This is a genomic window from Serinibacter arcticus, assembly GCF_004786095.1.
In the GTDB taxonomy this organism is placed as follows: domain Bacteria; phylum Actinomycetota; class Actinomycetes; order Actinomycetales; family Beutenbergiaceae; genus Litorihabitans; species Litorihabitans arcticus.
In genome coordinates this window covers 667,433-681,299 of the sequence record NZ_RHPJ01000002.1, presented here as the reverse complement: position 1 = coordinate 681,299, position 13,867 = coordinate 667,433, and the positions used below count along the sequence as shown (strand labels likewise).

At 74.1% G+C, this 13,867-nt stretch carries 16 protein-coding genes; 4 read left to right on the top strand and 12 right to left on the bottom strand.

Annotated features, from left to right (window positions below; all coding sequences use genetic code 11):
• Position 1 precedes the first annotated feature (1 nt).
• Positions 2-1,435 (bottom strand): 8-oxoguanine deaminase, encoded by a 1,434-nt coding sequence (locus tag SERN_RS07775; protein ID WP_135849531.1) that lies wholly within the window; start codon positions 1,433-1,435, stop codon positions 2-4.
• Entirely contained in the window at positions 1,432-2,472 is a 1,041-nt protein-coding gene (locus tag SERN_RS07770; RefSeq protein ID WP_135849530.1) for an XdhC family protein, read from the bottom strand. Before SERN_RS07770 ends, SERN_RS07775 begins: the two co-directional genes overlap by 4 nt.
• A gap of 130 nt (positions 2,473-2,602) precedes the next feature.
• On the opposite strand from SERN_RS07770, the gene SERN_RS07765 reads away from it, so the two are divergent.
• Positions 2,603-3,256 carry a nucleotidyltransferase family protein gene (locus tag SERN_RS07765; protein WP_135849529.1) on the top strand — a complete coding sequence of 218 codons (654 nt, stop codon included), beginning with the start codon at positions 2,603-2,605 and terminating at the stop codon, positions 3,254-3,256.
• Here the strand turns inward: SERN_RS07765 and SERN_RS07760 are convergent.
• From SERN_RS07760 to SERN_RS07720, 9 genes are all read right to left on the bottom strand, one after another.
• On the bottom strand, positions 3,238-4,524 hold the full coding sequence (locus tag SERN_RS07760; protein ID WP_135849528.1) for an adenylosuccinate synthase: 1,287 nt from the start codon (positions 4,522-4,524) through the stop codon (positions 3,238-3,240). The genes SERN_RS07765 and SERN_RS07760 overlap by 19 nt on opposite strands.
• Positions 4,525-4,527: 3 nt before the next feature.
• Entirely contained in the window at positions 4,528-5,058 is a 531-nt protein-coding gene (locus SERN_RS07755; protein ID WP_135849527.1) for a DUF3151 family protein, read from the bottom strand.
• Between the two features lie 142 nt (positions 5,059-5,200).
• Positions 5,201-6,220: a class II fructose-bisphosphate aldolase gene (fbaA, locus tag SERN_RS07750; protein ID WP_135849526.1), complete on the bottom strand. Its 1,020-nt coding sequence runs from the start codon at positions 6,218-6,220 to the stop codon at positions 5,201-5,203.
• 96 nt (positions 6,221-6,316) lie between these two features.
• Positions 6,317-7,006 (bottom strand): TrmH family RNA methyltransferase, encoded by a 690-nt coding sequence (locus tag SERN_RS07745; protein ID WP_135849525.1) that lies wholly within the window; start codon positions 7,004-7,006, stop codon positions 6,317-6,319.
• A 22-nt stretch (positions 7,007-7,028) separates the two neighbouring features.
• Complete coding sequence (locus SERN_RS07740; RefSeq protein WP_135849524.1) at positions 7,029-8,066, bottom strand: DUF368 domain-containing protein; 1,038 nt, start codon at positions 8,064-8,066, stop codon at positions 7,029-7,031.
• A gap of 111 nt (positions 8,067-8,177) precedes the next feature.
• Positions 8,178-8,369, bottom strand: coding sequence for an Lsr2 dimerization domain-containing protein (locus SERN_RS15305; RefSeq protein WP_158292611.1), 192 nt, complete (start codon positions 8,367-8,369; stop codon positions 8,178-8,180).
• A 100-nt stretch (positions 8,370-8,469) separates the two neighbouring features.
• A complete protein-coding gene (pyrE, locus tag SERN_RS07730) occupies positions 8,470-9,051 on the bottom strand; it encodes an orotate phosphoribosyltransferase (protein WP_135849522.1) in 582 nt (193 codons plus the stop codon).
• Positions 9,052-9,080: 29 nt separating this feature from the next.
• The gene (locus tag SERN_RS07725; RefSeq protein ID WP_135849521.1) at positions 9,081-9,512 is read right to left on the bottom strand and encodes a YchJ family protein; all 432 of its coding nucleotides are present in this window, start codon (positions 9,510-9,512) and stop codon (positions 9,081-9,083) included.
• A complete protein-coding gene (locus SERN_RS07720; RefSeq protein WP_135849520.1) occupies positions 9,509-10,264 on the bottom strand; it encodes an SDR family NAD(P)-dependent oxidoreductase in 756 nt (251 codons plus the stop codon). Before SERN_RS07720 ends, SERN_RS07725 begins: the two co-directional genes overlap by 4 nt.
• A 69-nt stretch (positions 10,265-10,333) precedes the next feature.
• On the opposite strand from SERN_RS07720, the gene SERN_RS07715 reads away from it, so the two are divergent.
• Genes SERN_RS07715 through SERN_RS07705 form a run of 3 tightly spaced genes read left to right on the top strand, consistent with a single transcriptional unit; the run spans position 10,334 to position 12,870 of the window.
• Entirely contained in the window at positions 10,334-11,113 is a 780-nt protein-coding gene (locus SERN_RS07715; RefSeq protein ID WP_135849519.1) for an exodeoxyribonuclease III, read from the top strand.
• Positions 11,113-11,958: a septum formation family protein gene (locus SERN_RS07710; RefSeq protein WP_135849518.1), complete on the top strand. Its 846-nt coding sequence runs from the start codon at positions 11,113-11,115 to the stop codon at positions 11,956-11,958. The genes SERN_RS07715 and SERN_RS07710 overlap by 1 nt, the downstream gene beginning before the upstream one ends.
• A gap of 42 nt (positions 11,959-12,000) precedes the next feature.
• Entirely contained in the window at positions 12,001-12,870 is an 870-nt protein-coding gene (locus tag SERN_RS07705; protein WP_135849517.1) for a septum formation family protein, read from the top strand.
• Positions 12,871-12,954: 84 nt separating this feature from the next.
• Here SERN_RS07705 and SERN_RS07700 read toward each other — a convergent pair whose 3' ends face one another.
• Positions 12,955-13,851: an LLM class flavin-dependent oxidoreductase gene (locus SERN_RS07700; RefSeq protein WP_135849516.1), complete on the bottom strand. Its 897-nt coding sequence runs from the start codon at positions 13,849-13,851 to the stop codon at positions 12,955-12,957.
• Positions 13,852-13,867: the final 16 nt, after the last annotated feature.

The window sequence follows — 13,867 nt, the reverse complement described above, 5'->3', positions numbered from 1 at the left end:
CCTACAGCCGCTCGGCGAGCGCGCGCGAGGCCGCCGCCACCTCGCGGGCGATGACGGCCTCCTCAGCGGTGACGAGCGCGCCGTCGGCCACGATCGTCCGGCCGCCGACGAGGCTGCGCACGATCGGGGGCAGCGCACCGAGGCCGAGTGCGGCGACGGGGTCGAGGATGCCGGCGTGCTCCACGCCGTCCACCCGCCACACCACCAGGTCGGCGAGCATGCCCGCCGCGAGCGAGCCGAGGTCGGCCTCACGCCCGAGCACGCGAGCGCCGCCCGCCGTCGCCATCCACAGCCCGTGCCGCACGCTCAGCGAGTCGGCACCCGACCGCAGGCGGCCCATGAGGACCGACTCGCGGATCTCGACGCCGAGCTGTCCCGACTCGTTGGAGGCGGCACCGTCGACCCCGAGCCCGACGGCGACGCCCGCGGTCAGGAGGTCGTGCACCGGCGCGATACCGGCGGCCAGGCGGCCGTTGGAGGACGGGCAGTGCGCCACCCCCGTTCCCGTCGCGGCGTAGCGGCGGATCGCGCTCTCGTCGAGGTGCACGCAGTGCGCCATCCAGACGTCCGGCCCGAGCCACCCGAGGTCCTCGAGGTAGGCGGTCGGGCTCTTGCCGAACCGCTCGGCGCAGTACGCGTCCTCCTCCACCGTCTCGGACGCGTGCGTGTGCAGCCGGACCCCGAGGTCGCGCGCGAGCACGGCCGACTCGCGCAGCAGGTCGGCCGTGACCGAGAACGGTGAGCACGGCGCGATCGCGACCTGCACGAGCGCGTCCGGCGAGGGGTCGTGGTAGCGCTCGACCGCCTCCTGCGACGCCGTCAGCGCGGCCTGCGTCGTCTCGACGGCGAAGTCCGGCGGCAGCCCGCCCTGCGAGGCGCCGAGGTCCATCGAGCCGCGCGTCGCGTGCAGGCGCACGCCGATCCGGCCCGCGGCCTCGACCAGCGCCCCGACGATGTCGCCCGACCCCCGGGGAAAGATGTAGTGGTGGTCACCGACGGTGGTGCAGCCCGAGCGCGCCAGCACCGCCATCGCGCCCGCCGCGCCGGAACCGGTCAGGCCGGCGTCGATGCGTGACCACAGCGGGTACAGCGCCGTGAGCCAGTCGAACAGGATCGAGTCCTGCGCGTACCCGCGCGTGAGCCACTGGTAGAGGTGGTGGTGGGTGTTGATCAGCCCGGGCGTGACGAGGCAGCCGGTCGCGTCCACGACGTCGGCGCCCTCGCGGAGCGCGGCGGGAGCCGGCCCGGCCCCGACGGCCAGGATGCGCGCTCCCTCCACGACGACGTGGCCGCGCGCGTGCTCGGTCCCCGCGCCATCGACCGTGGCGACGTAGCCGTTCTCGATCACCGTCCGCCGCGCCCCGGGCGCGCTCGTGCGCGCCGTCTTGTGCGGCGTCGCCGCCGTCGTCCTCGGGTCCGTACCGCTGCCGGTCATGCCACCGCTCCTGCCGCGACCGCCGGGCTCACCGCGGTCGCCGTCGTCGTGACCGGCCGGTGGACCCGGCCGGTGAGCTCGTTCAGGGGGCGCGCGCTCGCGCCGTGCCGGGCGGCGACGACCTCCGCGAGGATCGCCAGCGCCGTCTCGCCCGGGCTGCTGCCCCCGAGGTCGAGTCCGAGGGGCGAGCGCAGCCGCGCGATCCTGTCGGCGCGCAGCCCGCCCTCGTGGAGCAGACGTCGACGGCGCGCGACCGTGGCCCGCGATCCCATCGCGCCGACGAACGCGACCGGCAGCGCCAGCGCGACCAGGAGCACGGGGACGTCGACGCGCTCGTCGTGCGTGAGGACGCAGATCGCGGTGCGCGGGTCGACCCCGTGCGGAGCGAGCGACGCGAGGTGCTCGGCCGGGTCGGCGACCAGCACCGCGGCGGCGTCCGGGAACCGCTCCGCCGTCGCGAGGAGTCCCGAGTCGTCGCACACGGTGACCGCGAACCCGACGGCGGCGGCCACGCGGCACAGCGCCACGGCGTGCTCACCGGCGCCGACGATCAACAGCGGGGGGCGCGGCTCGTGCCGCAGCACCAGGAGACGCGCCTCGCCGGAGTCGACACCGTCGGCGCCGGGGGCGCCAGCGCCGTCGTCGCACCCGGGCACGACGATCGTTCCCGTCCCCGGACCCGAGCGGATCAGCCCGACGGCGGCCGCGCGTCCGGCGGTGGCGTCCGCCAGCGCGGCCACCGCCACGGTGTCCGTGGGCAGCACCCGGTGGGCGACGACGTCGATCGATCCGCCGCACGCGAGCGCGAACGTGGCCGACGACGCCTCCCCCGTCCTCAGGGCGTCGAGCGCGAGCAGCACCGCGTCGGACTCGGCGCACCCGCCCGAGAGCGATCCGAGCACCTGCGCCTGCGCGGTGACGGCCATGGTGGCGCCGACCACGCGCGGCGCGCTGCCGCGGACGCGCGTGATGGTGACGAGTGCGACGGCGTCGCCACCCCGCAGCAGGGGAAGGAGGTGGGCGGCGTGCTCGAACATTCCCTGAGGGTACGGACAACCTGTAACGACCGCGCTACGCTCGCGTATCGCTCAGGCTCGCGGCGCGCGTCGGCCCGGCACCGCGGCGAACGAGCCGGCCGGGGGTGTCGGCCCAGGGGGAGACACCGAGATGGTCCAGCCGAGCAGTCGCCCGACGGGGCGGGCGCTGCCCGCCGCACCGAGCGTGACGGGTGCGGCCCTGACGGGACTCGTGCTCGCCGCCGGTGCGGGCCGCCGCTACGGCGGCCCGAAGGCGCTCGCGATCACCGCCGACGGCACGCCCTGGCTCCACCTGGCGGTCGCCGCCCTGCGGGCCGGTGGCTGCGCACGCGTGCTGGTGACGCTCGGCGCCGGGGCCTCCGACGCCCTGCCGCTCGTGCCGCCCGGGGTCGAGCCCGTCCTCGTGCCCGGCTGGAACGAGGGCATCGCCGCCAGCCTGCGCCACGGGCTGGGGGCGGCGGGCGGGCACGGGGCCGACGCGGTCGTGGTGGTCACGGTCGACACCCCCACGATGCCCGCCGGGGCCGTGCGGCGGATCGCCTCCGCCGCCGGCCCGGATCCGACGGACGCGCTCGTCCAGGCCGTCTACGGCGGCCGCCCCGGGCACCCCGTGCTGATCGGTCGCCGTCACGTCCCGGCGATCACCGCCGCCGTCTCGCGGGACGTCGGAGCCCGGCCGTACCTGCTCGCGAACGCCGCGCGGGAGGTCGAGTGCGGGGACCTCTGGGACGGCGCCGACCTCGACGGCCGCAGTGAGGGGCCGGCTCAGCCCAGCAGGTCGTGACGCGCGATCGTCGCCTCGCGCTGCGGGCCGACGCCGACGGCCGAGATCCGGGTGCCCGAGATCTTCTCGAGGTGCTCGACGTAGCGCTGCGCGTTGACGGGGAGGTCCTCGAACGTGCGGGCGCCCGAGATGTCCTCCCACCAGCCGTCGAGGTGCTCGTAGATCGGGACCGCGTGGTGGAACGCGCTCTGGTCCACGGGCATCTCGTCGTAGCGGACGCCGTCGACGTCGTAGGCCACGCAGACCGGCACCTTCTCCAGCCCGGTGAGCACGTCGAGCTTGGTCAGCACGAGGTCGGTCAGCCCGTTGATGCGCGAGGAGTAGCGGGCGATCACGGCGTCGTACCAGCCGCAGCGGCGCGACCGCCCGGTGGTGACACCGAACTCGCCACCCGTCTTGCGGAGGAACTCGCCCATGTCGTCGAGCAGCTCGGTCGGGAACGGACCCTCGCCGACGCGCGTGGTGTACGCCTTGATGACGCCGACGACGCGGTCGATGCGCGTCGGGCCGATCCCCGAACCGGTGCACGCGCCCGCGGCCGTGGCCGAGGAGGACGTGACGAACGGGTAGGTGCCGTGGTCGACGTCGAGCATCGTGGCCTGGCCGGCCTCGAACAGCACGATCTCGCCGCGGTCGAGCGCACCGTTCAGCACGAGCGAGGTGTCGGCGACCATCGGCTTCAGGCGGTCGGACCACGCGAGCAGCGCGTCCACGGTCTCGTCCACCGTGACGGCGCGCCGGTTGTAGACCTTGAGCAGGATCTGGTTCTTCAGCTCCAGCGCGCCCTCGATCTTCTCGCGCAGGATCTTCTCGTCGTACAGGTCCTGGACCCGGATGCCGACGCGGTTCATCTTGTCCGCGTACGTCGGGCCGATGCCGCGGCCCGTGGTGCCGATCTGCCGCTTGCCGAGGAAGCGCTCCGTGACCTTGTCCAGCGTCCGGTTGTACGGCGCGATGACGTGCGCGCTCGAGCTGACCAGGAGCCGTGACACGTCCACGCCACGGGTCTCGAGGTGGTCCAGCTCGGAGAACAGGACCTGGAGGTCGACCACGACGCCGTTGCCGATGACGGGCGTGACCCCGGGGCTGAGGATGCCGGAGGGCAGGAGGTGGAGGGCGTACTTCTCGTCGCCGATCACCACGGTGTGCCCCGCGTTGTTCCCGCCGTTGAACTTCACGACGTAGTCCACGCGCGACCCGAGCTGATCGGTCGCCTTACCCTTGCCCTCGTCGCCCCACTGGGCCCCGACGACGACGACTGCTGGCATGCCTTACTCCTGTCCTGGGGCGGCGGGCGCCTCGCCCACCGGGACGCCCTGCGCCAGGACGGCGGGGGCGGTCGGGTCCGACTGGTCGACGAACTCCGTGATGCGGTCGGCCTCCTCGATCTCTCCGAGCGCGCGAGCGGCGTCGCCGAGCGCGAGGAGAGCAGCGAGGAAGCCGCGGTTGGTCGGGTGGCTGACGGGGACCGGTCCCTGTCCGCGCCAGCCGGCACGCCGCAGCGCGTCCAGCCCGCGGTGGTAGCCGACCCGCGCGTAGGCGTAGGCCGTCACAGCGTCGGCCGGGACCGCCCCGCCGTCGGCCGCGAGGCCGTCGAGCTCCGTGCGCGCCAGGAGCGCCCACGCGAGGCTCGAGTCGGGATGGGAGGCGGCTGCGGCGCGCACCGCCTCGACGTCGCCGCTGTCGACGACGCCGTTCGCGGCGCCCAGCAGCGCGGCGACCGCGGCGTCCGGGTGGTCGGCGGGAAGACGGGTGGACGGCGGGCCGATGCTGACGGCGGCGCCCAGGTTCTCGTGACTCACCCGGTCATCCTCCCATCCCGGTGCGACACCCGTGCCGGTCCCGCGCACGAGCGCCTGACGGCACGACCCCCGTCAGCGCGAACGGGCGGGCGGACCGTGAGGTCCACCCGCCCGTTCGTCGCACCGGGTGCGTCAGCTCGGCTCAGAGCTTGTTGCCGGCGCTGCGCAGCTGCTGGCTCGCCTCGACGATGCGGGCGGCCATGCCGGCCTCGGCCAGCTTGCCCCAGGCGCGCGGGTCGTAGGCCTTCTTGTTGCCCACCTCGCCGTCGATCTTGAGCACGCCGTCGTAGTTGCTGAACATGTGGCTGACCACGGGACGCGTGAACGCGTACTGCGTGTCGGTGTCGATGTTCATCTTGATGACGCCGTTGTCGACGGCCTCGGAGATCTCGGCGGCGGTGGAGCCGGAGCCGCCGTGGAAGACCAGGTCGAACGGGTTGGCCTTGCCGAGCTCGGCGCCGACCGCGTCCTGGATCTCCTTGAGGATGGCCGGGCGCAGCTTGACCGCGCCGGGCTTGTAGACGCCGTGCACGTTGCCGAACGTGAGGGCCGTCAGGTAGCGGCCCTTCTCGCCCGTGCCGAGGGCGCGAACCGTCGCGAGACCGTCCTCGACCGTCGTGTACAGCTTGTCGTTGATCTCGGCCTCGTGGCCGTCCTCCTCGCCACCCACGACGCCGACCTCGATCTCGAGGATGGTGCGGGCGGCCTGGCTGAGCTCGAGCAGCTCGGCGGCGATGACGAGGTTCTCGTCCAGCGGGATGTCGCTGCCGTCGAACATGTGCGACTGGAACAGCGGGTTCTCGCCGCGCTTGACCTGCTCGGCCTCGTGGGCCAGGAGCGGGCGGACCCAGGAGTCGAGGTTCTTCTTGACGCAGTGGTCCGTGTGGAGCGCGATGGTGACGTTGTAGTTCTTCGCGACCTCGGTCGCGTAGGCGGCGAGCGCCAGGGAGCCGGAGACGCGGTCCTTGATCGTGGAGCCGGAGGCGTACTCGGCGCCGCCGACGGAGACCTGGATGATGCCGTCGCTCTCGGCCTCGGCGAAGCCCTGGATCGCGGCGGTCACGGTCTGGGAGGACGTGATGTTGACCGCCGGGTAGGCGAACGAGCCGGCCTTGGCCCGGTCGATCATCTCGGCGTAGACCTCGGGGGTTGCGATGGGCATGGGTACTCCTCGGATTGCAGTTCGATGCCAGTACCGGCCAAGTCTGTCAGACGGGGGGCGATCGATCCCAGGACGTCCGTCCCGTGGCCCTTCGCGTCAGGCGTCAGGGCTCCCCAGGTGCTCGCTCGCCCACGCGTACATCGCGACGGCGGCCGCCGCCCCCGCGTTGATCGACCTGGTCGACCCGTGCTGGGTGATGTGCCGGACCTCGCGGCACGCGGCGAGCATCTCGGGACTCAACCCCGGCCCCTCGGAGCCGAAGACCAGCACCGCCCCGGCGGGCAGCCCGCCGGTCTCGATCGCCCTCGATCCCGGCACGTTGTCGATGCCGACGACGGCGAGGCCCTCCTCCGTCGCCCACGCCGCGAACGTCGCGGCGTCGGGGTGGTGGTGGACGCTCAGGTAGCGGTCGGTGACCATCGCCCCGCGACGGTTCCAGCGCCGTCGTCCGACCACGTGGACCCCCGCGACGTTGTAGGCGTTCGCGGTCCGCACGATCGAGCCGATGTTCATGTCGTGGGCGAGGTTCTCGATCGCGACGTGCAGCGGCGTGCGACGCGCGGCGAGGTCGGCGACGACGGCCTCGAGCGTCCAGTACCGGTAGCGGTCCACGACGTTGCGCCGGTCGCCGTGCTCCAGCAGCTCGGGGTCGTAGCGCGCCTCGGTCGGCCAGTCCTCGCGGCCACCGGGCCACGGCCCGACGCCGACCTCGCGCTCGGCGTCCTCACCGGTGTCGCCGGTGTCGCCGGTGTCGCCGGTGTCGTTCGTACCCGTGGACTCGTTCACGGCGTCCAGACTAGGCGCGGTCTCAGGGCGTGACGACGACGGCGGAGCTGTGGCGGTGCTCCCACCACAGCGCGAGCGCCACGACGGCGCCGCCCGCGAGCGCGAGGGCCGCGGCGACGGCGAGCTCGGCGCCTTCCGGCGGTGCGAGCACGGCGGTGCCGTCGCGCCACGGCCACAGCGCGCGCAGCGACCCGACCATGAGACCGGTCAGCACGGCCATCGTGGCCTGCCGGCGGTGGTGCAGGAGCCAGCGCAGCACCTTGACGAAGGACCCCAGGCCGACGGCGGCGCCGGCGATGAAGACCCCGACGAACGCGAGGTCCCGCGCCGCGAGCGCCTGCTGGACGGGGACGTACAGACCCAGGGCCAGGAGCACGAACGAGCCCGAGAGCCCCGGGACCACGAGCGCGTTGATCGCGACGGCGGCGCCCACGAACACGAGCCACAGCGGTGGGGCGTCGACGTCGAGCGCCGGCAGGCCCGTCAGCACGAAGGCGGCCACGGCCCCGGCAGCGGCCAGGGCGAGGTCGCGCGGACCGAACCGGTGCGGTGCCAGTCGCAGCGGGACCAGCACCGACACGGCGATCATGCCGAGGAAGACGGCGCTGACCTGCACCGGGTGCGCCTCGAGCAGCGGGGCGACGGTGCTGAGCGTGGCGAGCAGCACGATCGCCATCCCGGCGAGCACGGGCACGAGGAAGCGCCAGTCGATCTCGGAGGCCGCCGCGCGCAGGGCGGCGCCGCTGCGACGGCGCAGCAGGGTCGAGACCCCGATGCGGGCCACGTGCACGAGCTGTCCCGCGGCGTCGATCAGTCGGTCGAACAGGCCCACGACCAGGGCGACCGTGCCGCCAGAGATGCCGGGGACGCCCTCGGCCGCGCCGACGAGGCCACCGCGCACCATCAGTCCGGGGGCGTCGCGCCAACGGGCGCGGGCGACGGCCGGGGCCTCGTCGGCCGCGGGCCGGAGGGGAGGACGGTCCGGGGGTGCGGCCCCGCCGGGGCCGGCGTCGTCGTTCCGGAGCACGCTCGGGCGCGCGGGATCGGTCGGTGAGGTCACGGGAGCCGTTCGGGTCGGTATCGGTCGGGACGTCGGTCGATGTCGACGGCGCGGAGCGCCTCCTCCACCCTAGGCGGGCGTCGGACCGAGCCTCTCGGAACCGACCGGCGGTCAGTAACCCTTCACCGGACGAGCACTCGCGAGGTACCTCTCGAACACGGCCGCCAGTGCCGCGCGATCGCACTCGTCGAGCTCGACCTCGTAGATGGCTCCCCGGTAGCCGAACGTGACGACGTGCTCGTGGTCGTCGCGGCCACCGTCGGTGTCGTCGTCCGCGAGCACCACACCCTTGATCCGGACCACGGACCCTCCCACGGCATTGATCGACTGGTACCGACCGGACACTACAACAATAGAGTCGGTTCCGATCCCACGAGTTTCGGCCGCGTCGGACGGCAGGGGCTCAGCGCGTGGCGGGCAGGCCCAGGTCGTCGGTGTCGAGGATCCAGAAGTAGGGCAGACCCGTCTCGGCGACGGCCTCGCGCGCCCCCGTGTCGCGGTCCACGACGACGGCGCACGCCACCACCTCGGCCCCGGCCGCGCGCAGCGCCTCGACGGCCTGGATGATGCTGCCGCCCGTGGTGGAGGTGTCGTCGAGAGCGACGACGCGCCTGCCGGCCACGTCGGGACCCTCGACCTGGCGACCCATGCCGTGGCTCTTGGCGGCCTTGCGGACGACGAACGCGTCGAGCTCGAGACCGCGCGAGGCCGCGGCGTGCAGCATGGCTGCGGCCACCGGGTCGGCACCCATGGTCAGGCCGCCGACGGCGTCGATCTCCGCTGTCCCGAAACCCTCCTCCTCGAGGCGGTCGAGCAGGAGGTGCCCGATCAGCGGCGCGGCCTCGTGGTGCAGCGTGGCCCGGCGCATGTCGACGTAGTAGTCGGCCTCGCGTCCGGAGGCGAGAGTGACGCGGCCGTGCACGACGGCGAGGTCGGCCACCAGGGTGGCGAGGCGGGACTTCGGGCTGTCGGCTGAGGCGCTCACGGAACCCGAGCGTATCGGGCCCGGCGCGGTCAGCGCGTGTCGCCCGCCACGTAGAACCACGTGCCGGCGTTGCGCACGAAGGTGCTGACCTCCTCCAGCACGCCACGGTCCGTCGCGCTGCGATAGCTCGCCCGGAAGTGGACCGTGCCGGTCGAGTCGCTCTCGCCGCCGCGGGTCGTGCCGACGATCTGCAGACCGACCCAGGCGACGGTGTCGTCCAGATCCAGGTCCTCGGGCCGCGAGCTCGCGTGCCACGTGCGGCGCAGGTGCTCGATGTCGCGGAGCGCGTAGGCGGTGAACCGCGATCGCATCAGCGCGACCGCCGTCGGGGCGGGAGCCCCGGCGAGATAGGGACCGCAGCACTCGGCGTGCGGCAGGCGGCTGCGGCACGGGCAGCGCTCGCCGGCCGGGACGACGGCGGCAGCGGCAGCGGCTGGCTCCGACGGGTGCTCGTGCGTCACCGGCGGTGGCTCCCCAGCGCGCGCACGAGCGGGACCGGGGCGTGGCGCAGGAGCGCCGAGACCACGCGGTAGCGCGCGGTCGGCGTGACCTCGACGCGCCCGCGCCGCACGGCGTCGAGGGACTCGGCCACGACGCGCTCGACGCTCAGCCAGGCGCCGTCCGGGTAGGGCGGGCGCCGACCGCCGAGGCGCGCGTGGAACTCGGTGCGGACGAAACCGGGATTGACCACCGTGGCCGTCACCCCGGTGCCCGCCAGCTGACCGGCCACGGCCTGGGTGAAGGTGTTGAGCCACGCCTTGTGGGCGGCGTACGTGCCGGAGACCGTGAGCGCCGCGACCGACCCGACGTTGAGCACCCCGCCCCGCCCGCGCGGCACCATCGCGTCGGCCGCGGCCCGCGTCAGGAGCATGACGGCGCGCACCATCACGTCCAGCGCCGCCTCCTCGGCGGCCGGGTCGCTGGTCAGGAAGGACTCGCGGAGGCCGTAGCCGGCGTTGTTGACCAGGAGGTCGACCGGACGCTCGGCGTCGCGCAGGCGCGCGGCGACGCGCTCGACGTCGTCGGTCACCGACAGGTCGGCTCGCAGCACCTCGGCCCCGACCCCGGCGGCGGCCCGCAGCTGCGCGGCGAGCGTCTCCAGGCGCCCGGCGTCGCGTGCGACGAGCACGACGTCGTGCCCGGACTCGGCCAGCTGCCACGCGAACTCGCGGCCCAGTCCGGCGCTGGCGCCCGTGATCAGTGCTGTTCCCATGGCTCCATCATCACCCCGGCGTCCCTCGCGGACGGCCGCGGTGTCGGGCCCCGCCGGTAGGTTGGGCGCATGCTGATCGCCACCTGGAACGTCAACTCCATCCGCGCCCGCGTCGACCGCGTGACGGCGTTCCTGGAGCGCAGCGGGGTGGACGTGCTGGCGATGCAGGAGACCAAGTGCAAGGACGAGCAGTTCCCCGTGATGCCGTTCGAGGCCATCGGCTACGAGGTCGCCCACCACGGCCTCAGCCAGTGGAACGGCGTGGCGATCGCCTCGCGCGTCGGGCTGTCCGACGTCGAGACCTCGTTCGCGCAGCAGCCCGCGTGGGGCGACCCTGCGGTCACCGAGGCGCGCGCGATGGGCGCGACGTGCGGCGGCGTGCGGGTGTGGAGCCTGTACGTGCCCAACGGCCGAACGATCGAGGACCCGCACTACTCCTACAAGCTCGCGTGGCTGCGGGCGCTGCGCGACGAGGCGCAGGACTGGTCCACCTCGACCACGCCCACGATGCTCGTGGGTGACTGGAACATCGCGCCGCTCGACACCGACGTCTGGGACCGCGCGTTCTTCGAGGGCTCGACGCACGTGACCGAGCCCGAGCGCGACGCGCTGACCGCGATCGAGACCGCGGGCTACACGGAGCTGACCCGTCGGTACACGCCGGACGAGTACACCTACTGGGACTACACGCAGCTGCGGTTCCCCAAGCGCCAGGGCATGCGGATCGACCTGGCGCTCGGCAACGCGGCGGCGACGGCGCGCCTCGCAGGCGCCCGCATCGACCGCGAGGAGCGCAAGGGCAAGGGCGCGAGCGACCACGCCCCCGTGGTCGTCGAGCTGACCGACTGATGGCCAAGGAGCCGCCCGGCGGGCGCGAGGTGCCGGAGGTCCCCGCCATCCCGACGGCGAACGGCGGCCAGGACGCGCCGCCGCCCTCGGGGTGGCAGCCGGGTTCGGCCCGCAGCCCCTACGCGGCTCCCCCGCGCGTGGAACGTGCCCCGCAGCCGGCACCGGTCGTGCCGCCGCGCCCGGGGACCGGCGGCGCACCGAGCCCGAGCGCGGGACCCTCCTTCGCGATGCCGCAGATGGCCAGGGCTCCGCTCGACGGCGTCTCGGTCGCCTCCGTGGTCGCCGGCGCACTCGGCACCGGTCCGATCGCGCTGGCGCTCGGCCTGATCGGCCTCCGGCGCACGACGCGCTCCTACCGCCGCAGCCCTCGGATCGCGGCGACCGGCGTCGTCCTCGGTTCGATCGGCACGATCGCCCTGGTCGTGGTCGGGATCGTCGCGGGGCTCGGCGGCTTCGCCGGCGGTGGCGGCACGTCCGAACCCGGCGACGTCGCCGCACCGCGCGTCGTCCACTCCAGCCTCGTCGCGCCGGGCAACTGCGTGCAGTTCCTCCCGGCGCAGCAGGAGGTCGGCGAGGTCACCCTGGTGCCGTGCGCGACCGAGCACGTCGCCCAGGCGCTGACCACCCGGGAGGTCGACGATGCCACCTACCCCGGTCCGGAGGGAGCCCTCGAGGCGGCTGCGGCCGCGTGCGAGGACGAGCTCGCCACCCGCGGTCTCGACGACCCGGCGTACCTCCCGTGGTCGTTCGTCCCGACTCCGCAGGGGTGGGACGCCGGAGAGCGCACCGCCACCTGCCTCGTCCGCTCGGCGGGGGCGCCGCTCACCGTGGACCTGCTGGGCTGACCGACACCTCGCCCGGGCGGTCGGCCCGTGTAGTTTCGTCGCATGACCGAGCCCTCCGGCCCCGCCGACCCGCAGCGCCCGGCACCTCCCGCAGGACACCCGCATCAGGGATACGGCCAGCAGGGCTACCCGCAGCAGGGCTACCCGCAGCCCCAGGCGCAGGCGCACCAGGGCTACCCCCAGCCCCAGCAGTACGGACCGCCGGGCGGCCAGCAGTACGGACCGCCGGGCGGCCAGCAGTACGGACCGCCGGGCGGCCAGCCGTACCCCGGCGCCACCCCGCCCCGCCCGGCCAACCCCGGCGCGGGCATGGGCTGGCTCGGCGCCGGTCTCGGGCTGATCGTCGGATTCGTCGGGATCGTCCTGGGCGCGATCTCGATCTCCCGGTCGGCGAAGGCCAGGGCCTCGCGCGCCCCGGGCACGGTCGCGGTCGTCGTCGGCTCGCTCCAGGTCGTCGCCGTGGTCACCACGATCCTGGTGCTGGTCTTCCGCGGCACGTTCGGCCCCGTGACGCTGAGCGACAACCCCGGGGACACGGACAGCCCGCGGGAGATCGGCTCCGTCGACTTCAGCGTGGGCAACTGCCTGGAGTCGGTCGACGGCGACGGCACGTCCTTCACCCACCTCCCCTGCGCCGACCCGCACGCGGCCGAGGTCGTCTACACCTACGAGCCGAGCGGCGGCGCCTATCCGGGCGAGGACGCCATCACCGAGGAGGCCGACGAGGTCTGCCTCGACGAGATCTCCCTGACCGTGCCCGTCGGCGTCGACACCAGCAACCTGACCTACGACTTCTGGTACCCCGCGGCGTCCGCGTGGGACGACGGGGACCGCACCGTGGCGTGCGTCCTCGTCGGCGACGGCGTCGACCTCACGGGCAGCGCGATCGCGGGCGACCTCGCGGTGAGCTGACACCGCCACGGGCCGAGGTGGTCCAGGTCGACGTGAGCGCTGCGGCGTCGACGTCGCCCCGGCTCACGGCCCGGCGAACGGTCGTCACGGCCGCGCGTCCGCGAGCGCCGGAGCGAGCGCCGCGATCCCCTCGAAGACGTCGTCGGCCAGCGCGAACTGGGTCTCGGGGATCGGGGCGGGCACGACGACCTCAGTGATGCCGAGCGCGGCGTGCGCGAGCGCGAACTCCTCGAACGCGTCGGCGGACTCGAGCGCACGCTCGGGCAGGAAGCCGGTCAGCAGGATCCGCTCGATCGACGCCGGATCGCGGTTCTCCGCCTCGCACGCCGCCTCGAGTCGACCGACCTGCGCGGCGATCGCGTCGCGCGACTGCTGCGCTGTGCCCTCCTCGAACGTGGCCGGATCGCCCGTCGTCACCCAGGCCTGCCCGAAGCGGGCCGCGAGGCGCAGCCCGCGCGGACCGGTCGCGGCGACGGCGAACGGGATCCGCGGTCGCTGCACGCACCCGGGGATCGTGCGCGCCTCCACCGCGGAGAAGTACTCCCCCGCCACCGTCACGTCCGACGTCGTCAGCAGCTGGTCGAGCTGGCTCACGAGCTCGCCGAACCGGTCGGCCCGCTCCCGGGGCGAGAGCGGCGGGATCCCGACGGCCGCGGCGTCGAACCCGTCGGTGCCGGCGCCGAGACCGATCGTGATCCGGCCGCCCGAGATGTCGTCGAGCGTCATCAGGTCCTTGGCGAGCGTCACCGGGTGGCGGAAGTTCGGCGTCGTGACCAGCGTGCCGAGGCGCAGGCGCTCGGTCACCGAGGCCGCCTGCGCGAGGGTCAGGAGCGCGTCGTACCAGGGGCCGTCGCGGAACGTGCGCCACGAGAGGTGGTCGTAGGTGTACGCGGCGTGGAAGCCCAGCTCCTCGGCGCGGCGCCACTGCGCCACGGCCTCCGCGCGGGCGTGCACGGGCAGGATGACGGTGCTCAGACGCATCCCCCGAACCTACCGC